At 61.2% G+C, this 19,499-nt stretch carries 16 protein-coding genes; 12 read left to right on the top strand and 4 right to left on the bottom strand.

What is annotated here, in order from left to right:
• Positions 1-49 precede the first annotated feature (49 nt).
• Genes ACP7E6_RS07350 through ACP7E6_RS07340 form a run of 3 tightly spaced genes read left to right on the top strand, consistent with a single transcriptional unit; the run spans position 50 to position 3,029 of the window.
• Positions 50-1,327 carry a glycosyltransferase family 4 protein gene (locus tag ACP7E6_RS07350; protein ID WP_426229064.1) on the top strand — a complete coding sequence of 426 codons (1,278 nt, stop codon included), beginning with the start codon at positions 50-52 and terminating at the stop codon, positions 1,325-1,327.
• The gene (locus ACP7E6_RS07345; RefSeq protein WP_426229063.1) at positions 1,324-2,139 is read left to right on the top strand and encodes a WecB/TagA/CpsF family glycosyltransferase; all 816 of its coding nucleotides are present in this window, start codon (positions 1,324-1,326) and stop codon (positions 2,137-2,139) included. The genes ACP7E6_RS07350 and ACP7E6_RS07345 overlap by 4 nt, the downstream gene beginning before the upstream one ends.
• Before the next feature lie 11 nt (positions 2,140-2,150).
• On the top strand, positions 2,151-3,029 hold the full coding sequence (locus tag ACP7E6_RS07340) for a DUF6492 family protein (protein WP_426229062.1): 879 nt from the start codon (positions 2,151-2,153) through the stop codon (positions 3,027-3,029).
• A 4-nt stretch (positions 3,030-3,033) separates the two neighbouring features.
• Here ACP7E6_RS07340 and ACP7E6_RS07335 read toward each other — a convergent pair whose 3' ends face one another.
• A complete protein-coding gene (locus ACP7E6_RS07335) occupies positions 3,034-4,299 on the bottom strand; it encodes a lipopolysaccharide biosynthesis protein (protein WP_426229061.1) in 1,266 nt (421 codons plus the stop codon).
• A 185-nt stretch (positions 4,300-4,484) separates the two neighbouring features.
• Here ACP7E6_RS07335 and ACP7E6_RS07330 point away from each other — a divergent pair, with 185 nt between their 5' ends.
• Both ACP7E6_RS07330 and folD read left to right on the top strand, forming a co-directional pair.
• Positions 4,485-6,584, top strand: a complete 2,100-nt coding sequence (locus ACP7E6_RS07330; RefSeq protein WP_426229060.1) for a GumC family protein — start codon at positions 4,485-4,487, stop codon at positions 6,582-6,584.
• A 186-nt stretch (positions 6,585-6,770) separates the two neighbouring features.
• Positions 6,771-7,670, top strand: a complete 900-nt coding sequence (folD, locus tag ACP7E6_RS07325) for a bifunctional methylenetetrahydrofolate dehydrogenase/methenyltetrahydrofolate cyclohydrolase FolD (RefSeq protein ID WP_426229059.1) — start codon at positions 6,771-6,773, stop codon at positions 7,668-7,670.
• A 15-nt stretch (positions 7,671-7,685) separates the two neighbouring features.
• Here the strand turns inward: folD and ACP7E6_RS07320 are convergent, their stop codons facing one another.
• Positions 7,686-8,717: a LacI family DNA-binding transcriptional regulator gene (locus ACP7E6_RS07320; RefSeq protein ID WP_426229058.1), complete on the bottom strand. Its 1,032-nt coding sequence runs from the start codon at positions 8,715-8,717 to the stop codon at positions 7,686-7,688.
• A 296-nt stretch (positions 8,718-9,013) separates the two neighbouring features.
• Between ACP7E6_RS07320 and ACP7E6_RS07315 the strand changes: the two genes are divergently transcribed.
• The 7 genes from ACP7E6_RS07315 to ACP7E6_RS07285 all read left to right on the top strand — a co-directional run bounded on the left by ACP7E6_RS07315 (position 9,014) and on the right by ACP7E6_RS07285 (position 16,747).
• Positions 9,014-10,372, top strand: coding sequence for an ABC transporter substrate-binding protein (locus tag ACP7E6_RS07315; protein ID WP_426123718.1), 1,359 nt, complete (start codon positions 9,014-9,016; stop codon positions 10,370-10,372).
• Positions 10,373-10,684: 312 nt separating this feature from the next.
• Complete coding sequence (locus tag ACP7E6_RS07310) at positions 10,685-11,695, top strand: carbohydrate ABC transporter permease (RefSeq protein WP_060504665.1); 1,011 nt, start codon at positions 10,685-10,687, stop codon at positions 11,693-11,695.
• Position 11,696: 1 nt separating this feature from the next.
• Positions 11,697-12,842, top strand: a complete 1,146-nt coding sequence (locus tag ACP7E6_RS07305; RefSeq protein ID WP_426229057.1) for a carbohydrate ABC transporter permease — start codon at positions 11,697-11,699, stop codon at positions 12,840-12,842.
• A 44-nt stretch (positions 12,843-12,886) separates the two neighbouring features.
• Complete coding sequence (locus tag ACP7E6_RS07300; RefSeq protein ID WP_426229056.1) at positions 12,887-14,539, top strand: alpha-glucosidase; 1,653 nt, start codon at positions 12,887-12,889, stop codon at positions 14,537-14,539.
• A gap of 60 nt (positions 14,540-14,599) precedes the next feature.
• Positions 14,600-15,688: an ABC transporter ATP-binding protein gene (locus tag ACP7E6_RS07295; protein ID WP_426123712.1), complete on the top strand. Its 1,089-nt coding sequence runs from the start codon at positions 14,600-14,602 to the stop codon at positions 15,686-15,688.
• Between the two features lie 145 nt (positions 15,689-15,833).
• Complete coding sequence (locus tag ACP7E6_RS07290) at positions 15,834-16,241, top strand: hypothetical protein (RefSeq protein WP_426229055.1); 408 nt, start codon at positions 15,834-15,836, stop codon at positions 16,239-16,241.
• A 140-nt stretch (positions 16,242-16,381) separates the two neighbouring features.
• Positions 16,382-16,747: a GFA family protein gene (locus tag ACP7E6_RS07285; protein WP_426229054.1), complete on the top strand. Its 366-nt coding sequence runs from the start codon at positions 16,382-16,384 to the stop codon at positions 16,745-16,747.
• A 44-nt stretch (positions 16,748-16,791) separates the two neighbouring features.
• Here ACP7E6_RS07285 and edd read toward each other — a convergent pair whose 3' ends face one another.
• Both edd and pgl read right to left on the bottom strand, forming a co-directional pair.
• Entirely contained in the window at positions 16,792-18,612 is a 1,821-nt protein-coding gene (gene edd / locus ACP7E6_RS07280) for a phosphogluconate dehydratase (RefSeq protein ID WP_426229053.1), read from the bottom strand.
• Positions 18,613-18,799: 187 nt separating this feature from the next.
• Positions 18,800-19,498 carry a 6-phosphogluconolactonase gene (pgl, locus tag ACP7E6_RS07275; RefSeq protein WP_426229052.1) on the bottom strand — a complete coding sequence of 233 codons (699 nt, stop codon included), beginning with the start codon at positions 19,496-19,498 and terminating at the stop codon, positions 18,800-18,802.
• Position 19,499: the final 1 nt, after the last annotated feature.

The raw sequence follows: 19,499 nt of genomic DNA, 5'->3' as shown, positions 1-19,499 counted from the left end.
CGCCGTGTTGCTACAGTCGGGCAATTGTTCTCAAGGCTCGCGTGACAGCATGCATCTGGTCTTCGTTTCCTCGCTGGTACCGGTGGAAAACCCTTCGTCAGGGTTCGACATCGCCAACCGGGCCGTCTTCGATGGTCTTCGCGCCCTTGGCCACAGGGTGAGCGTGATCGGCTATCTGCAGCCGGGGCAGACCGCTGCTGGCGGCGAGGACGTGCATCTGCTGGGCGAACTGGAGGTCACCAATGCCAAGGTCGGCGCAGCGACCAAATTGCGCTGGCTGGCAAAGGCCGGTCTTCATCGCACGACGCTATCCTCGGCGAAGATGCTGGAGACCAGCCGCGCGCATATGGAAACGCTGTTGCAGCGCCTGCAGCCGTTCGACGGCATCGTTCTCAACTCCGTGCAACTGCCCGGAGCCTTTGCCGCCTCATTCCAGAAACACAAGACGATCTACATCGCCCACAATGTCGAAGCCGGTTCGGCGCGGGAAAACGCTGCCACCGCATCCGGTCTGTTGGAGCGGTGGCTGTTCAAGCGCGAAGCGCATTACCTCGACCGGCTTGAGCGGACACTGACACGGGCCGCCTCGGCGGTATGGACCTTTGCGGAGGCGGATCGCCTCGGGTTTGGCTATGCCGTCGCCACTCGTGCAACCGTCTTGCCGCTGGTAACCCGATGGGACCTTGCCGCGAGCGGTCCGGAAAAATCGCCGGAATACGATCTGGCTTTGATCGGAACCTGGAGCTGGCAGTCGAACCGGATCGGCCTCGACTGGTTTCTCTCGAAGGTGGTGCCGCTGCTGCCGGCCGGCATGTCGATCGGCATTGCCGGCCAGCTGCCGGACGCGCCCGCCATTTCCCATCCGGGGATACGCCTGCTCGGCCGGGTGCCCGACGCACGCGCCTTCGTCGAATCCGGCGCCGTTCTGCCATTGATCAGCCGTGGCGGTACGGGCGTGCAGTTGAAGACCATCGAGACCTTCGAACTCGGCATGCCCTGTGTCGCGACGCGCGCATCCTTGCGCGGCATCGACGCACTTCCCGGCAATTGCGCGGTTGCCGACGATCCCGCCGAATTCGCAAAACTGCTGGTCGAAAAAGTTGCGCAGGTGCGGACGGGCAATCGCCAGCGTCTGTCGGGATCGGTTTTTCATCAGGCGCAGAAAACCAGGCTGCTTGAGACGCTGGATGAGGGCCTGTTGCGGTTCGGAATGCCTGCCGTCGCATCCGACCTCGCCTTGACGAGAGACGAAGCACGGCAGCGGGCAAGCAAAACTGCTGGCGCACCTTACGGCCTTGCAGTGCATGAGGGGGGGCAATCCCGATGAACGTTTTCCCGGGGACATCGATCGTCGCCTCGCAGCGCATGATCCTCGACATACCGGTCTGCGATTTCGGCTGGGCCGACGCCTTCGCCTTTGCCGACGAAATCGCTTCGCTGCCGATCGGGCAGACGGTGATATCGTTCCTCAACGCCCACAATGCCAACCTGATGATGCAGGATCCGGAATACCGCGCCGTGCTCAACCGGCACATCGTTTTGCCCGACGGGCATGGCGTCGATCTCGCCTCCTGGCTGTTCCATGGAAAGACGTTCCCGGCCAATCTGAATGGCACCGATTTCGTCCCGGCGCTGATGACCTATATGACGACGCCGAGGCGCATCGCCATGGTCGGCGCGCGTCCGGACGTGCTCAAGCGCGCTGCCGAAAACTTTCAGAAACACGCGCCATGGCACGAGTTCATCGCCGTTTCCGACGGTTTTTTCGACCCGGCGCAATCCGACGAGGTCATGGCCAAGGTTCGCGCTGTGAAACCGGATATCCTGTTGATCGCGATGGGCAGCCCGAAGCAGGAAAAATGGATCGACCGCCATGTCGGTCCCGGCCACGCGCGGCTGGTGATCAGCGTCGGCGCGCTGTTCGATTTCATGGCCGAAGAAGTGCCGCGCGCCTCTCCCGTCGTCCGGCGCCTGCGCCTGGAATGGCTGCACCGGCTGGTCCAGGAGCCACGCCGGCTGTGGCGGCGTTATCTGCTCGGAAACCCGTTGTTCATATATTATGTTCTCCGCCATAAGCTGAATGGGCGTCAGCCGCCGCCGCAAGTCGGCGGTCAGCGCGCCGGGTCGCGGTCGTTCTAACGGAAACCATCATGCGCACTGCTGTCGTTACGGCCTCCTACGCCAATGATTTCGAGCGCTGCCGGCTGCTGTGCGAAAGCATGGACATGCGGCTGAAGGGCGATTGGGTTCATTATCTGCTGGTGGCGCCCTTCGACGTCGCACTGTTCCGGCAGTTGGAAGGTTCGCGGCGGCAGGTCATCAGCGAGAGCGATCTCCTGCCGTGGTGGCTGCGCGCTATTCCAGACCCGCTCTCGGCGGGCCGGCGCAAGCTCTGGATCAACCCTTACAGCCTACCGCTGCGCGGCTGGCATGCGCAGCAACTGCGCCGGCTGGCGCTGGCGCGGCATATCGGCGAGGCGACGATGTTCGCCGTCGATTCCGATGTGGTTCTGTTGCGTGATTTCGATCCGGCCGATCTCTGGCAAGGTGACCGCCTGACGCTCTATCGCAAGGATGGCGCGATTGGCGAGCGCATGCGCTCCAATCATCTCGAATGGCTTGCTCATTCCGACCGGCTGCTGGGAATCGGTCCTTTCAGCCTGCCGGCCAATGATTACATCAATACGCTGATTGCCTGGCGCACCGACACCTGCCGGGCTCTGCTCGACCATATCGAGGCCCTTCACGGCCGAAACTGGATACGCGCCTTCCTTCGCTCGCGCCAGTTTTCGGAATGCCTGATCTATGGCCGTTTTGTCGATGAAGTGCTGATGGGGCAGGGGCACAGCGCCTCACCGGACGGGCTCTGCCACGTGCTCTGGTTTGACGACAGCTATGCGCGTGATATCGGCGGTCTCCGGCATTTCATGCGCGAAATGGCGCCGCATCAGATCGGCATCGGCGTCCAGTCCTTTGTCGGTCACGATCTTGCCGATATCCGCAATATCGTTCTCGAACGCGCCGCCTGATCCGTCAGATGACCCGCCCGGTTTCGCGCCGCAGGGCCGTGTAGGTGAGGGCGAAGGACGCGGCATACAGGGCCAGATAGACGCCGTTAAGCAGCGGCGCCCAATAGGCGACATCCGTGCTGGTCTTGAAGACGATGGCGAGCAAGGACACCTTGACGATCCCCGCGATCACCAGGTTGACCATCCGGCGCACCGTGCGGCCGGTCGCATAGAGCAGTTCGGAGTGATATTCGACAAGGTTGCGGAACGACGGCACCAGCAGCACCGCCATCAGATAAGGCGCTGCCTGCGCGACGTTGTTCCCCAGCCCACGCGGGAGGATCCAGAGGTAGACCGCCATGGCGGCTATCGCCAGCAAGGATATGGCCGCCACCAATGTCTCGATCGTCAGCCGGGTGCGCCATGAGGAGATCGTTGCCGGCGTGCGCATGATCTTCTGCACCAGAAGCGTGTTGAACGAACGCACCGGCAGCGCCGTCAGGTCGGCAAGCCGCATGATAATCGCATAGATGCCCGAAACCTCTGGCCCGCCGATCGCCAGCACCGCGATCTTGTCGAATTCCGATTGGATGTAGAACAGCACCTCGGCCCCGGCGACCGTGACCGAATCCGCCCAGCGGCGGACATAGAGCGCCGGCCGCCAGCGAAGCCGGACTTTCGGAAAGAACCAGATAAGCGCGATCAGCAGCGCAAGTAGGTTGGCACCCAGGTAGAACAGCGACCAGGTGCCAAGTGATGCCGGCTGCGACATGGAGAATGCCAGTGCGGCGGCGGTGCGGATGCCGGTGCCGATCACCACCAGAAGGGCGGCGCGGCCAAACCGGCCGAGACCGTTGAGGACGATGACCACGACCTCCAGGCCACGCCAGCAAAGGATTTCGGCGGCCATGAAAGCCAAAAATACCACAAGCGCGATATCGCCTGCGAAAACGGCATAATAGACCGCTAGGGAGAGAACGGCGATCAAGGGCAGAGACAGCAGCGCACCGGCAGCAAAGCCTGCACTATAGGTACCCACCAGCAAGGGTTTGACGGTGGCGACCCGGTAGAGCGGCGACATGAAGCCGAAGGCAAGCACGCGCGAGATCATGATGCCGGCGGCCGATGCGGTGGCAAACAAGCCGAATTCCGCGATCGAAAGCCCGTTGGCAATGCAGATGAAATAGACCAGCGACAGCACAAGCCTGCCCGCAGACCCGCTCGTCATCGAGATATAGGCGTTGATAACGCTGCGGTTGCGTGCGTAGAGGGTCTTGGCGAAATCGATCACGAGTGGCGTCCGGATGTGCTGTTCCCGTTTCTAACCGGGAAAGCTTAATGAGCTGTTTGGCCTTGGGAATTTCCCTCCATGTGCGGCCCGCAACCTGCTGTCTGTTAACGGTTTGTTTTCCACAAAAACTTATGCTTCGTTCACAATTCGTCACTTTGCCCCGGTGCGGGCGTTTGCAGGCATTGATGTTCGATCCGGAAGACAACAAACGGACTGTGGTGCGTCGCTCCCCCGCCGATCTCGGGTCGAATGCCGGGGGCGCGTCTTCGCGTTCCCGCGCTCAGACGCGAACCGGAGCGCCGGTTGCGCGCACTGCCGGCGCGTTGCTCGAGCGTCTGGGCAGCCCCACCGTCAAGTCGGAAACATCCGGCGTTCGGCAGCAGCCGGCAGGGGAGCCGGCCAAGGCGGGCCTGGGAAAAGCTGCCGGGCGGTTTAGGGGTTGGTTCAAGGGTGAAAAGACAGCGGCTGCACAGGACAGCCCATCGCAAGCCGAAGCTGCCGTCCCGCCGCCGATGAACAATCCAGACGCCTATTATGGAGAACGGCAGGATCGGCCGCTGATCGACATCGCCACGATCATGAGATCCGTCTGGCAGGTTCGAAAGACCATCGTGGGGCTGACGGTCGCCGGCGCGATCGGTGGCGTGTTGCTCGCGATGTCCACTCCGAGCGTCTATGTTTCCCAGAGCAAGCTTTATGTCGATCCGCGCGAAGTCCGCTTGACGGATTCCGATCTTTCCAAGGAAAGCCTGGCCACCGAAGCGCTCCTGGCGCTGGTCGACAGTCAGCTTGAAGTGCTGCGGTCGCGAACGGTTCTGGAAAAGGTCGCCGTCGATCTGGGGCTTGATCGTGACCCGGAATTCGGCGGCGTTACTACTGGCAAAGGCGGGATTCTGGATGGCATTGACGTCATCCGCGATATCGTTTCCCCCGGCAAGGCTACGCCGGCGCCCGCGTCCGGGGTCAATCCGCGCACTTTGGAAAAACTCAGCGATGCCGTCGCCGTGTCGCGCGATCCGAAAACCTTCATCGTCACCATCGAGGTCAAGAGCCGGGATCCGGCCAAATCCGCACTGATCACCAATCGCCTCGTGGCGACCTTTCTCAATGAGGAGCAGGCAGCCCAATCCGGCTTCTTCCAGCGCACGACGCGGGCGCTCGACAGCCGGCTGGCCGAGTTGCGCAAGGAGCTCGACGCAGCGGAAAACGCTGTCGAGAGCTTCAAGGCCGAGCACGACATCGTCGGCGCTGCCGGCGAGCTGATCTTCGACAAGCAATTGCTGGCCCTCAACGATCAGGTCGGCGCCGTGCGCAACCGTATCGCTGATGCTCGGGCGAAAGTTGATATCGCCACGAAGATCGGGTTGAACGATGTGCTGAGCGGCGCATTCCCGGAAGAGGTCAGTTCCGTGACGCTTCAGGAACTGCGCAAGCAATATTCCGAGGCGCGCGCGCAGTTGGGCGCGCTGGATGCGAGCCTTGGCCCGCGTCATCCGCAACGGCTGGCTGCCGTCAAGTCGCTTGAAGTCGCGCGCTCCGAAATCGGCAATGAGCTTCGCCGCATCGAAGCAACGGCCCAGACCGAGCTCGACCGGGCGATCCGGACCGAAAAAGATCTCGTCCAGCAACTGGCGGTCCAGAAGGCGCAGCAGATGAATTCGTCCACCGGCTTTATCGAGCTGCGGGAACTGGAGCGCAAGGCCAACGCGACGCGGACGATCTACGAATCCTTCCTCAAGCGCGCAAGCGAAACCGGCCAGGAGGAAAAGCTGACTTCGAAGAACATCCGTGTGATCTCGTCGGCGCAGCCGCCGCTTCAGCCCACCGGGCCGTCACGCAAGCTGATCGCCATAGGCGGCATGATTTTCGGCTTCATGGCCGGGGTCGGGTTGGGCATCGCGCTCGGCGCTTACCGGAGCATAAGCGATTTGTTGCAGCGGTCGAGCCGGCCAGCTGTCGTGGTTCCACAGAGGGATCCGCCCGGCCATGACGATCATCATCCGGAAGGCCCGGGCACGCCGAAGAATATCGAAGACCTGTTGCCTGCGCCCGTCGAGTATCGAACGCGCATGCCATCGGCGCATCACGCAGCGGCATCTGCCGCAGCGCTCAATGCCTTCCCGCAGCGCACCGATGCTGCATCGGCAAGTCTGCAGGATTATCTGCGCCAGATGCAGGACAGTGATACGGACGATCGGGATATGGTGGAGGTCCAGGAAAACCTGCGGGCTCTACGGTCCCGCGTCGAGCACTACGCCAAACTGCGGGCCGGCGGCCGGCGGTAGTGAAATCCTGTCTCAGACGATCCCCTCAGCGATGATGGAAAATGCGGGCATCGGCGGCATTTCCCCGGCCTTTCGCGGATCAGCCTTGAATTTATTCGATCTGGACAGCATAGGACGCATTGAGGCGACCGTTATTTTTTGCTGAAACTAGAGTGAACAGAACAAACGAGAATCTGGGAGAGCACCGTGACGACCGTGATTGATGGCAGAGAAGTTGCAGCGTCGGTGATCGATGCCGTGAAAACCGCATCGCAGGCATTGACCGAACAGACCGGCGTCAAGACCGGTCTCGCGGTCGTCATCGTCGGCAACGACCCGGCAAGCCACGCCTACGTCTCTTCCAAGAGCAAGATGGCCAAGGAGTGCGGCTTCACCTCGGTCCAGCACACGCTGCCGGAAGAGACGACGCAGGAAGAGCTGGCCGCTCTGGTCCAGACACTCAACAAGGACGAAACGCTTCACGGCATTCTCGTGCAGTTGCCTCTGCCGAAACATTTCAATTCGGAAGCCATCATCCAGTCCATCCTGCCGGAAAAGGACGTTGACGGTCTGCATGTCGTCAATGCCGGCAAGCTGGCGACCGGCGATCTCGATGGCGGCCTCGTATCCTGCACCCCGGCCGGCGCCATGGTCTTCGTCAAGCGCACGCATGGCGAGGACCTGTCAGGCCTCAACGCCGTCGTCATCGGCCGCTCCAACCTGTTCGGCAAGCCGATGGCACAGCTGCTGCTGGCCGCCAATGCGACGGTGACCATCGCCCATTCGCGCACCAAGGACTTGGCCGCCGTCTGCCGCAACGCCGATATTCTGGTCGCCGCCGTCGGCCGTCCGGAAATGGTCAAGGCCGATTGGATCAAGCCCGGCGCCACCGTCATCGATGTCGGCATCAACCGCATCGCGGCGCCGGAAAAGGGCGAGGGCAAGTCCCGCCTGGTCGGCGATGTCGCCTTTGAGGAATGCGCTGAAGTTGCCGCCGTCATCACGCCCGTGCCCGGCGGGGTCGGTCCGATGACCATTGCCATGCTGATGGCCAACACGGTGATCGCCGCCTACCGCAAGGCCGGTAGGACAGCACCGAAGTTCTGATGCCAGCGGACCGTGCTACGATTTCGGAGCAGGGCCTGTCGAGGCCCTGACGATCAGTTCTGTCCGCCACAGTTCCTGCTCCGGATATTCGCCGGTCTTGAGAATGCGCGAAATCAGCCGGGTAGCGATCCGCGCGCCGGCCGCGCGCAGGGATGAGCGCGTCGTGGTCAGCGGCACGCTGAAGTTTTCGGGCTTCAGCATCGGCAGCACGTCGTCATGGGCAATCAGCGAAATATCGCTGCCCATGTGCAGGCCGGCCCGGTTGATCGCCCTGACTGCGCCGAGCGCGATCACGGTACTGGAGCAGAGGACGGCGGTCGGAGGCTGATCCCGCTCGAGGAATTGCTGCATGGCCCGGTGCCCGTATTCGTCGGTCATCAACGAATTCTGCACCAGGCCTTCATCGAACCGCAGTCCGTTTTCCTCAAGCGCGCGCCGCATCCCCTTCATGCGGCGAATGGAGAAGGTCAGGTTTCCCGGCCCGTTGATCAGGGCGATCCGCCGGTGTCCCAACTGGATGAGCAGGCGGGTTGCGTCATAAAAGGCGCCGGTATTGTCGATATCCAGAAACGGATAATCGGCCGGCTGGTCGATCGCCCGGCCATGGACGACGAACGGGATCGACAGAGATTTCAGCATGGCGATGCGTGGATCGTTGGCACGCACATAGGCGAGAAACAGCGCATCGACATTGCCGCTGGCGGCCAGCCGCTTGAAGGTGGATTCCTCGTCGTCGGGTGCGCTCGGATTGATGACGAAATGAAAATCGTGCCGGACGGATTCCTCACCGAGGCCGGCCAGAAATTCGCCGAAATGCACGTCGGAATCGATGCCCCGGGCGATCGGCATCACCAGTCCGATCGATCCGGCCCGGCCTGTCGCCAGCCTTTGGGCGGCGCGGTTCGGCCGGTAGCCGGTTTCGCGCACGGCATTCAGGACTCGCTGGCGCGTTTCGGCGTTGACTTCCGGATAGCCGTTGAGCGCCCGGCTGACTGTCGTTTGCGACAGGCCCAACATCTCCGCCAGCTGCTTCAAATTCACGTTCATGACAAGCGCGCACTCCCAAAGCGCTTTGATTTTTATTTTGTTTTTGCTTTCAATCTTCATGCGCGACGAATTTTGTATCATCGGCTTTGCTCATCAACCAGAAAAATCAGCTTCAGTGCAGCGCAAACCTTCGCTGCACTGCAGGAATGAGGCCTTTGTTCGACCGTTGCGGGAAAGCTCTTGACTTGATACCTATCGCAATGGTTTGTTAGCAAACTCAAAGCGCTTTGAATTTTGGCGGCGCTGTGGTGTTCGCCCGGCATCAATGGGTCGGGTCTTTCTTGGGAGGAAATGACGTGAAGAGAACATTCTTGTTGGGAGTGGCGGCGCTTGCGCTTGTGGCAGGAGCCACGCATGCGGCCGAACTGAAATTCAAGCCGGGCGAAGATTCCAAGTTCAACTGGGCAAGCTTCGAAGAGTTTAAGAAGAGCCATGACCTGAAGGGTCAGACGCTGACCATCTTTGGTCCATGGCGCGGTGAAGACGAAGCGCTGGCCGAGTCCATGCTCGACTATTTCCGCGACGCGACCGGCGTCGAGGTGAAATATTCCTCGTCCGAAAACTACGAACAGCAGATCGTCATCGACACCCAGGCCGGCAGTCCCCCGGATGTCGCCATCCTGCCGCAGCCGGGCCTGATCGCCGATCTGGCGTCGAAGGGTTACCTGACGCCGCTTGGCGAAAAGACCCAGAAGTGGCTGCTCGACAATTATGCCGCTGGCCAGTCCTGGGTCGATCTGTCGACCTATGCCGGCAAGGACGGCAAGAAGGAACTCTACGCATTCCCCTACAAGATCGACGTGAAGTCGCTGGTCTGGTACGTGCCGGAAAATTTCGAGGATTCGGGCTATGAAGTTCCGAAGACCATGGAAGAACTGAAGGCCCTGACGGAAAAAATCGTCGCCGATGGCGGCACGCCGTGGTGCATTGGTCTGGGTTCCGGCGGTGCGACCGGCTGGCCGGCCACCGACTGGGTCGAGGACATGATGCTGCGCACGCAGCCGGCCGACGTCTATGACAAATGGGTCACCAACGCGATCCCGTTTAACGATCCGGCCGTCGTCGGCGCCATCGATGAATTCGGCTGGTTTGCCAAGAACGACAAGAATGTCGATGGCGGTGCAGCAGCCGTTGCCTCCGCCGACTTCCGCGACAGCCCGAAGGGTCTGTTTGCCTCGCCGCCGAAGTGCTACCTGCACCATCAGGCATCGTTCATTCCGTCGTTTTTCCCGGAAGGCACCAAGGTCGGCGAAGACGCTGACTTCTTCTACATGCCGCCTTACGCCAGCAAGCCGGACCTCGGCAATCCGGTGCTCGGCGCCGGTACGCTGGCGATGATCACCAAGGACACTCCGGCGGCTCGCGCCTTCATCGAGTTCCTCGAAACGCCGATCGCGCATGAAGTCTGGATGGCTCAGTCGAGCTTCCTGACACCGTTGAAAAGCGCCAACAAGGATGCCTATGCCAACGGCCCGATGAAGAAGCAGGGCGAAATCCTGCTGAACGCCACGACTTTCCGCTTTGACGGTTCCGACCTGATGCCCGGCAAGATCGGCGCCGGCGCATTCTGGACCGGCATGGTCGATTATGTCGGCGGCAAGTCGGCCAAGGACGTCTCTGACGGCATCCAGAAGGCATGGGATTCGATCAAGTAGGATCGCCAGCCTGTTCATCGAAAAGCGGCTCCGGGCGAAATATCCCGGAGCCGAAATCAAAAGACTGCCGGGCCTGAAATGCCGCCTGCCCAGCCGCTCGGTAGAGTGGGTGCGGTGGAACGGCTCGGGGAAAGCTGACACAAGAAGCCCTTTTGAATGAACGCACCCTTGCCAGCCGCATATCCGGTTAAGGCAAAACAAACGGTGTGACTATTCTGGTCGCGTGTGATCTCCCGAAAGGCCGGGATACTGACGCAACAAGGGCAGGCAGGCCGCGTATCCGGCCTTACATTCCTGGGGGAGGAAGTTGCCATGCAGCAGTTGATATTCGCCATCGCCACGATGGCCGCCGGGGTTCTCGGCTGCGCCGCCTATTTCTTCGGCACGAACTGGATTCTAGACAAGCTCTTTCCATCCAAAGGTTTGACGGGACCGGTCGCCTCGCGCAACCTGCGCATCACCAATGCCATCCGGCCATGGCTTTTCCTCGGTCCGGCGCTGTTGTCGCTTACCATTTACCTGATCTATCCGGTGATCGCCTCCGTCTGGCTCAGTCTGCATGACAGGGCGGGCGAGAATTTCGTCGGCCTGAACAATTTCATCTGGATGTTCAACGACGGCGAATTCCGCCAGTCGATCTACAACAATTTCCTCTGGCTGCTGGTCGTGCCGGCAGCAGCGACGTTCTTCGGCCTGATCATTGCAGCCCTGACCGATCGCATCTGGTGGGGCAATATTGCCAAGACGCTGATCTTCATGCCGATGGCGATCTCCTTCGTCGGCGCTTCGGTCATCTGGAAATTCATCTACGATTATCGCGCTGAAGGCACCGCGCAGATCGGCCTTTTGAACGCGGTTGTCGTCTATTTTGGTGGCACGCCGGAAGCTTGGGTGACGCTGCCGTTCTGGAACAATTTCTTCCTGATGGTGATCCTGATCTGGATCCAGACCGGCTTTGCCATGGTCATCCTCTCGGCCGCCCTGCGCGGCATCCCGGAAGAAACCATCGAGGCTGCCGTCATCGACGGTGCCAACGGATTGCAGATTTTCTTCAAGATCATGATCCCGCAAATGTGGGGCACGATCGCCGTCGTCTGGACCACCATCACCATCTTGGTGCTCAAGGTCTTCGACATCGTGCTCGCCATGACCAACGGGCAGTGGCAAAGCCAGGTTCTCGCCAATCTGATGTTCGACTGGATGTTCCGCGGTGGCGGTGACTTCGGCCGCGGTGCTGCGATCGCCGTCATCATCATGGTGCTGGTGATCCCGATCATGATCTGGAACATCCGCAACGCTGCCAAGGAAATGGAGGGCCACTGAGATGATTGCTTCTTCCCGCTCGCCACTGGTCTGGGTCGTCCATATTTCCGTCATCCTGCTCGTCGTCCTCTGGACCCTGCCAACCGCCGGCCTGTTGATTTCGTCGCTGCGCGACAAGGACCAGCTTGCCGTGTCCGGCTGGTGGACGGCTCTTTCCACGTCGTCGCAGAACCTGACCGGCCGCGCTGCCTCGCCCGACGAGCAAGTCGAACGTGACGGCAAGTTCGTCATCGCGGGCAATCTTCTGGAGAGCAGCAATGCGAAGGTTTCGGCCTTCGGTTTCCGGCCCCTGCAGCCCACTGCATTCGCGGCCGGCGCGGTCGCCGACATCGGCGACGGCCAGACATTGACCGTCAAGGACGACGGCAGTTACGAGATCGTTTCGCCGGCCCGCATGGACGGCTCGCGCGGCCAGCGTATCTTCTATACCGCCGCCGTCCCGCCACGCTTCACCTTCGACAACTATCGTGAAGTCATGCGCGCTGCGGGCATCGGTTCGTCTTTCATCAACTCGCTGACCGTCGCCATTCCCGCCACGATCATCCCGATCCTCGTCGCAGCCTTTGCGGCTTACGCATTGGCCTGGATGAAATTTCCCGGCCGGGCAATCCTGATCGCCGTGGTCGTCGGCCTTCTGGTCGTGCCGTTGCAGATGTCGCTGATCCCGCTGTTGAAACTCTACAATGGCGTCGGTGCGTTTCTCGGTGTTCCGGCCAAGACCTATGTGGGCATCTGGCTGGCGCATATGGGCTTCGGCCTGCCGCTCGCCATCTATCTGCTGCGCAACTACATGGCCGGCCTGCCACGCGAAATCATGGAATCGGCCCGCGTCGATGGCGCCAGCGATTTCGACATCTTCATCAAGATCATCCTGCCTCTGTCCTTCCCGGCGCTGGCGTCGTTCTCGATCTTCCAGTTCCTCTGGACCTGGAACGATCTGCTTGTCGCCATGGTGTTCCTCGGAACCGGCAATGACGAGCTGGTCCTCACCGGCCGTCTGGTCAACCTGCTCGGCTCGCGCGGCGGCAACTGGGAAATCCTTACGGCCTCGGCCTTCATCACCATCATCGTGCCCCTGATCGTCTTCTTCACCCTGCAGCGCTACCTCGTGCGTGGCCTGCTGGCGGGATCGGTCAAGGGCGGCTGAGACTTTTCGATAGTACAAGGACGTCTACAGGAATGAATACGAGCATGACCCAGGCAAGTGGTTCGACATTGCAGGCCGACCGGGACTGGTGGCGTGGCGCGGTGATCTACCAGATCTATCCGCGCTCCTACCAGGACAGCAACGGCGATGGCATTGGCGACTTGAAGGGCATCACCGCCCGCCTGCCGCATGTCGCCTCGCTCGGCGTCGATGCGATCTGGATTTCGCCTTTCTTCACCTCGCCGATGAAGGATTTCGGCTATGACGTGTCGAATTATACCGGCGTCGATCCGATCTTCGGATTGCTTGCCGATTTCGACGCGCTGATCGCCGAGGCCCACCGCCTCGGCATCCGGGTGATGATCGATCTGGTTCTCTCCCATACCTCGGATCAGCATCCGTGGTTCGTCGAGAGCCGTTCCAGCCGCTTCAATCCGAAGGCCGATTGGTATGTCTGGTCGGATTCCAAGCCGGACGGCACGCCCCCGAATAACTGGATGTCGATCTTCGGCGGCTCGGCCTGGCAATGGGACCCGACGCGCCTGCAGTATTACATGCACAACTTCCTGACCTCGCAGCCGGACCTCAATCTGCACAACCCAGAGGTCCAGGATGCGCTTCTGGCCGTCGAACGCTTCTGGCTGGAACGCGGCGTCGATGGTTTCCGGCTGGATACGATCAATTTCTACTTCCACGATCTGGAACTGCGCGACAACCCGGCGCTGGCGCCGGAACGCCGCAACGCCAACACGGCACCGGCGGTCAATCCGTACAACTATCAGGAACATCTCTACGACAAGAACCGCCCGGAAAACCTCGCATTCCTCAAGCGCTTCCGCGCCGTGATGGATGAGTTTCCGGCAATCGCCGCCGTCGGTGAAGTCGGAGACAGCCAGATTGGTCTTGAGATCGCCGGGCAATATACGTCCGGCAATGACAAGATGCACATGTGCTACGCCTTCGAATTCCTGGCGCCCGATCCGCTGACGCCGGCGGGTGTAGCGCAGGTGCTGCACGACTTTGCCCGTGCCGCACCGGAAGGCTGGGCCTGCTGGGCGTTTTCCAACCATGACGTCGTGCGCCACGTTACCCGCTGGGGCCAGGGTATCGCCGATCATCAGGCGCATGCGAAATTCCTCGCCAGCCTGCTGATGACCCTGCGCGGCTCGGTCTGCATCTATCAGGGCGAAGAACTTGGCTTGACGGAAGCCGATCTCGCCTTCGAAGACCTGCAGGATCCCTACGGCATCCAGTTCTGGCCGGATTTCAAGGGCCGCGACGGCTGCCGCACGCCGATGGTTTGGGACAAGGATGCCGTCAATGGCGGTTTCAGCACCGGCAAGCCATGGCTGCCAGTCCCGCCGGATCATGTACGCAGCGCCGTATCGGTGCAGCAGACGGACCCGAACTCGGTGCTCAACCACTACCGGCGTTTCCTGGCCTTCCGCAAACAGCATCTGGCCTTTGCCAAGGGCGAGATCGAGTTTCGCGCCTACGAAGCGCCCCTGCTCGGCTTCGAGCGGGCGTTCGGCAATGAGACGATCCTGTGCCTGTTCAACATGAGCGGCGAAACAGTGACCGTCGAGCGGCCGGTTGGAAGGCTCGAAGGGCTCGAAGGCCACGGTTTCGGATCGCAACTGGGTGAAGACAAGATCACGCTACCGGCCTGGAGCGGCTTTTTCGCCCGCGTCCAATAAACGGAACAAGCCGGCATCCACGGATGTCGATAAAAACGAGAGAATGAAGGGGAGGATGACATGGCAGGTTTGCAACTGAAGAATATCCGCAAGTCCTATGGCGCGGTGGATGTCATCCATGGCATCGATCTGGATATCAAGCAGGGCGAGTTCGTCGTCTTCGTCGGACCGTCCGGCTGTGGAAAGTCGACCCTGTTGCGGATGATCGCCGGCCTTGAGGAAATCTCCGGCGGGGAAATGTACATCGCCGAACGGCTGGTCAACGAGGTGCCGCCATCGCAGCGCGGCATCGCCATGGTCTTCCAGTCCTATGCGCTGTATCCGCATATGACGGTCTATGACAACATGGCCTTCGGCATGCGCATCGCCAAGGAATCGAAGGAAGAAATCGACCGCCGCGTCCGCGCCGCCGCCGATATCCTGCAGCTGACCGCATATCTCGACCGTCTGCCCAAGGCGCTTTCCGGCGGCCAGCGCCAGCGCGTCGCCATCGGCCGGGCCATCTGCCGCGATCCGAAAGTCTTCCTGTTCGACGAGCCATTGTCGAACCTCGATGCCGCTTTGCGTGTCGCCACCCGCATCGAGATCGCCAAGCTCAACGAATCCATGCCGGATACGACGATGATCTATGTGACCCACGACCAGGTGGAGGCGATGACGCTTGCCGACCGCATCGTCGTGCTCTCGGCCGGTCACATCGAGCAGGTCGGTCCGCCGCTGGAACTCTATGAGCGTCCGGCCAACCTCTTCGTTGCCCGGTTCATCGGCTCGCCGGCGATGAACATCATCCCGGCCAAGATCGTCGGAACCGGTGCCGAGACCACGGTCGAATTGCCTGGCGGCAAGACGGATGTTCTCGATATTCCGACAGCGGCTTCCGAAAACGGCAAGGCGGCAAGCTTCGGCGTGCGGCCGGAAGACCTGCGCGTCTCGACCGGCGACAGCTTCCTGTTCGAAGGCACCGTCGCCATCATCGAGGCGCTGGGCGAAGTGACGCTGCTCTATATCGAGGGGCTCGTTGCCAACGAGCCGATCATCGCCAAGGTGCCGGGTATCCTCGACATCAAGCGCGGCGAGAAGGTGCGCTTCACCGCCGATAAGGCAAAGCTGCATCTTTTCGATGCGGGCGGAAAAAGCTACCGGACGTAGAACGGGGCGGAATGTTTAAAACCCGCCTGGGCTGTAGGTCCGGGCGGTTTTTTTATGCGTGTCGTGTGAGAATCGGTCACCGACTCACGCTCTGTTAAATCTCCGCCACTAATGTTTCAAAAAACAAAGGGCGTGGAGCAGAAAGATGCGGGGACAGGCATCCGATAGACCGACATATCTCAGCAAGGAAGAGTCCTTCATGTACGATCGGGAAGCCAATTTCCCGATGGAGGACACGCGCAACGATGCCCGGATCGAGTATACCGAAAACGGCATGCTCAACCTTACCTCGCGCCGCTGCGAACTCTTGAAAATATCGAAAAGCAGCGCTGTTATTGGTATCGCCACGCAATTCAAGCTGCCGCAGAATTTCTATCTCGATGTTCCCAGTGCCCGCATCGGCATGGTCGGCTGCATCGTCAAGCGCGTGCATGCCAACAACATCATCGAGGCGCGCTTCCTGCGCCTGATGTCCGAGCGCGACCTCAACCGCATCTTCGTCTATTCGACGCACCCGAACCACCGCAACCGCGTACTCGATATCTACCGCTGATTTCTTCTTCCTATCGTCATGGTTGCGCGCGCTGTTTTTCTCCTGCGAAAACCGCGCGCGCATCGCCGTGACCTCCGCTTGACTTCGCGGCCGAGAGGCGGATTGATAGGGTTTGAGCGAGAGAAGCGAGACAAGTTCCGATGAACCGACCCTATCGCCTTTCATGTCATTGTGGTGATCTCTGCCTTGAAGTCGATGACGAGATTTCCGAAGTCGTCGAATGCAACTGCTCGACTTGCAGGCGTTCCGGCTTCCTGCATTGGAAAATATCCGCGAGCAAGGTAACGCTTGTCAGCGAAAAACGGCGCATGTCCACCTATGTCTGGCGCTGCATCACCGAGGGGCATCATTTCTGCCCGACCTGCGGCGTGGCCCTGATGCGCAGTGGCTATCCGGGTGAACGGGTGTCAGTGAATGCCCGCTGTATCGAGGGCATCGATATTTTCGAACTCAGCATCGAACGCTATGACGGCCGGACCGATATGCATCCGGGGCCGTTGCCGTAAGCGTTGCAACAAGCTCTCGGCCTTGCGGTCGAGAGCTTCCCATTTCAGTGAAAGAACACGCTGGCGCCGTGATCGGCGGAACCGGTTGCGGCGCGGAAGGGAGCGAAAAGCTCGCGGCCCATGCCGAACTCGTTGTCCGACAGATCGGCTTCCGCCGGGGCCCGTCCGGCCAGTTCCGCAGGATCGACCAGCACCTGGATCGTGCCATGGATGGCATCCAGCCGGATGATGTCGCCTTCGCGGATCTTGGAGATCGGCCCGCCGTCCTTGGCTTCCGGCGTCATGTGGATGGCCGACGGCACCTTGCCGGAGGCGCCGGACATGCGGCCGTCGGTGACCAGCGCAACCGTCTGGCCGCGATCCTGCAGAATGCCGAGCACGGTGGTCAGCTTGTGCAGTTCCGGCATGCCGTTGGCCTTCGGACCCTGAAAGCGGACGACGGCGACGAAATCGCCTTCGAGCTTGCCTTCCTTGAAGGCCGTCTGTAGTTCCGACTGATCGTGGAAGATCTTCGCCGGCGCTTCGATGACATGGCGCTCCGGTTTGACGGCCGAAATCTTGATGACGGCCTTGCCGAGATTGCCGGTCAGCATCTTCAGGCCGCCGGAATGCTGGAAGGGCTGTTCGACAGTCGATAGCACTTTTGGATCGTGGCTGACGTCCGGCGCCGGTTGGCGCGCAACGGTGCCGTTTACCCCCAGCTTGACGTCGATCGCATAGGCGTCCAGCCCCTGGCCGAATACGGTGCGCACGTCGTTATGCAGCAGGCCGTGCTTGAGGAGCTGGCTGATCAGGTAGCCCATGCCGCCGGCCGCATGGAAATGGTTCACGTCGGCAAGGCCGTTCGGATAGACGCGGGCGAGCAACGGGGTGATGTCGGAAAGCTCCGAAATATCCTGCCAGGTCAGCGCGATGCCGGCCGAACGGGCCATGGCGACAAGGTGCATCGTGTGGTTGGTCGAGCCGCCAGTGGCATGCAGGCCGACGACGCCGTTGACGATCGAGCGTTCGTCGATCATCTCGCCGGCCGGCGTGAACTCGTTGCCGAGCGCGGTGATCGCCAGTGCCCGCTTGGTGGCTTCCCGGGTCAGCGCGTCGCGCAGCGGCGTGCCCGGGTTGATGAAGGAAGCGCCGGGCAGGTGGAAGCCCATGATCTCCATCAGCATCTGGTTGGAATTGGCGGTGCCGTAGAAGGTGCAGGTGCCGGGACCGTGATAGGACTTCGATTCCGCTTCCAGCAACTCGTCGCGGCCGACCTTGCCTTCGGCAAACAGTTGACGGACGCGCGACTTTTCGTCGTTCGGCAGGCCTGTGGTCATCGGCCCGGCCGGAATGAACACGGCCGGCAGATGACCGAATGTCATCGCGGCGATCATCAGGCCGGGAACGATCTTGTCGCAGACGCCGAGATAGACCGTCGAGTCGAACATGTTGTGCGACAGGCCGACACCTGCGGCCATGGCGATCAGGTCACGGGAAAACAGCGACAGCTCCATGCCCGGCTGTCCCTGGGTGACGCCGTCGCACATGGCCGGAACGCCGCCGGCCACCTGCGCCACGCCACCGGCTTCATGGGCCGCCTGGCGGATCAGTGCCGGATAGGTCTCGAACGGCTGATGGGCCGAAAGCATGTCATTGTAGGAGGTGATGATGCCGAGGTTCAGCACCTCGTCGCCGGAAAGGGCGACCTTCTCGGAGGGGGAACAGACGGCAAAGCCATGGGCAAGGTTGCCGCAGCCGAGAACCGACCGGGTGACGCGCTTGGATGCTGCCGAGCGAACGCGGGCGAGATAGGGCTCCCGATAAGGTTTCGAGCGTTCGACGATGCGGGCGGTGATCGCGGCAATACGGCTGTCGGCGGACATGGCAATCCTGTTCCGGAGTGTTCGGCACTCCTGTGGTCTGCATGGTTGCGGTTATCCGGGTCTTGGGTTCCCGGATGGCGGGCTTAAAGCATGTCGCGCAAAAGTGTGCAGCGGGTTTGCGATAACGACATGCGTAGAATCAAAGCCCTAAAGCGCGGGAAGCGATCCCCAGAGATCGCGACCCGCTTTAGGGTACCCAGTAGATCTGAAGCGGCGAGGCGGCCCGGCGCAATATCGCCCGGATCGGCATCTCCGCCTCGTCACCAGGCGCTTCAGCCTTGGCAAGAACGTCCTTCTTGGCCGCTCCCTCGATATGGAGCACCAGAAGTCGGGCATCCTGAAGGCTGGAGAATGTGAATGTCAGGCGCGGCTCGCCCGCACCTTCGGCTTCCATCGTCATCAGGCCGCGTGGCGTGGCCGGATCAAGCGCCTCTGCAAGGCGCGAACCACCTGGAAAGAACGAGGCCGTATGGCCGTCGCCGCCCATGCCGAGAATGGCGACGTCGAAGGGGCGACCGAGCGAGGCAGTCTGCTTGGCGGCCGCAGCCGCTGCTTCTTCAGCCGTCGCCGCCGGATAGTAGAGAGGCTGGAAGATCGCGGACGCAGCGGCATTAATCAGCAGGTTGTCTTTGACGAGCTTTTCGTTTGAGCGGTCTGTATCGGGCGCAACGAAGCGCTCATCGACCAGGGTCACGGTGACCTTTGGCCAGTCGATCGCCTTGCCCGATAAAGCCTTGAAAAACGCTTTTGGCGTCGAGCCGCCGGAAACCGCGATGCTCGCTTCACCACGCGCCGCAATGGCCGCGGACAGGGCCGTGGCTACGGCTTGCGCAAGGCCATCCGCCAGGGCCGTACCATTGTCGAATACATGCATCGCAGCCGTCATG

This window comes from Pararhizobium sp. DWP3-4, assembly GCF_049898205.1.
In the GTDB taxonomy this organism is placed as follows: Bacteria; Pseudomonadota; Alphaproteobacteria; order Rhizobiales; family Rhizobiaceae; genus Pararhizobium.
The sequence above is the reverse complement of the archived record's forward strand: the minus strand, read 5'-3'. Positions and strand labels throughout refer to the sequence as shown.

Coding starts and splice junctions, on each gene's coding strand:
- ACP7E6_RS07350 (WP_426229064.1), top strand. CDS start 50: ATGCATCTGGTCTTCGTTTCCTCGCTGGTACCGGTGGAAAACCCTTCG.
- ACP7E6_RS07295 (WP_426123712.1), top strand. CDS start 14,600: ATGGCAGGTTTGCAACTGAAGAATATCCGCAAGTCCTATGGCGCGGTG.
- pgl (WP_426229052.1), bottom strand. CDS start 19,498: ATGACGGCTGCGATGCATGTATTCGACAATGGTACGGCCCTGGCGGAT.
- ACP7E6_RS07340 (WP_426229062.1), top strand. CDS start 2,151: ATGCGCACTGCTGTCGTTACGGCCTCCTACGCCAATGATTTCGAGCGC.
- ACP7E6_RS07305 (WP_426229057.1), top strand. CDS start 11,697: ATGATTGCTTCTTCCCGCTCGCCACTGGTCTGGGTCGTCCATATTTCC.
- ACP7E6_RS07345 (WP_426229063.1), top strand. CDS start 1,324: ATGAACGTTTTCCCGGGGACATCGATCGTCGCCTCGCAGCGCATGATC.
- ACP7E6_RS07320 (WP_426229058.1), bottom strand. CDS start 8,717: ATGAACGTGAATTTGAAGCAGCTGGCGGAGATGTTGGGCCTGTCGCAA.
- ACP7E6_RS07290 (WP_426229055.1), top strand. CDS start 15,834: ATGCGGGGACAGGCATCCGATAGACCGACATATCTCAGCAAGGAAGAG.
- edd (WP_426229053.1), bottom strand. CDS start 18,612: ATGTCCGCCGACAGCCGTATTGCCGCGATCACCGCCCGCATCGTCGAA.
- ACP7E6_RS07300 (WP_426229056.1), top strand. CDS start 12,887: ATGACCCAGGCAAGTGGTTCGACATTGCAGGCCGACCGGGACTGGTGG.
- ACP7E6_RS07330 (WP_426229060.1), top strand. CDS start 4,485: ATGTTCGATCCGGAAGACAACAAACGGACTGTGGTGCGTCGCTCCCCC.
- ACP7E6_RS07310 (WP_060504665.1), top strand. CDS start 10,685: ATGCAGCAGTTGATATTCGCCATCGCCACGATGGCCGCCGGGGTTCTC.
- ACP7E6_RS07285 (WP_426229054.1), top strand. CDS start 16,382: ATGAACCGACCCTATCGCCTTTCATGTCATTGTGGTGATCTCTGCCTT.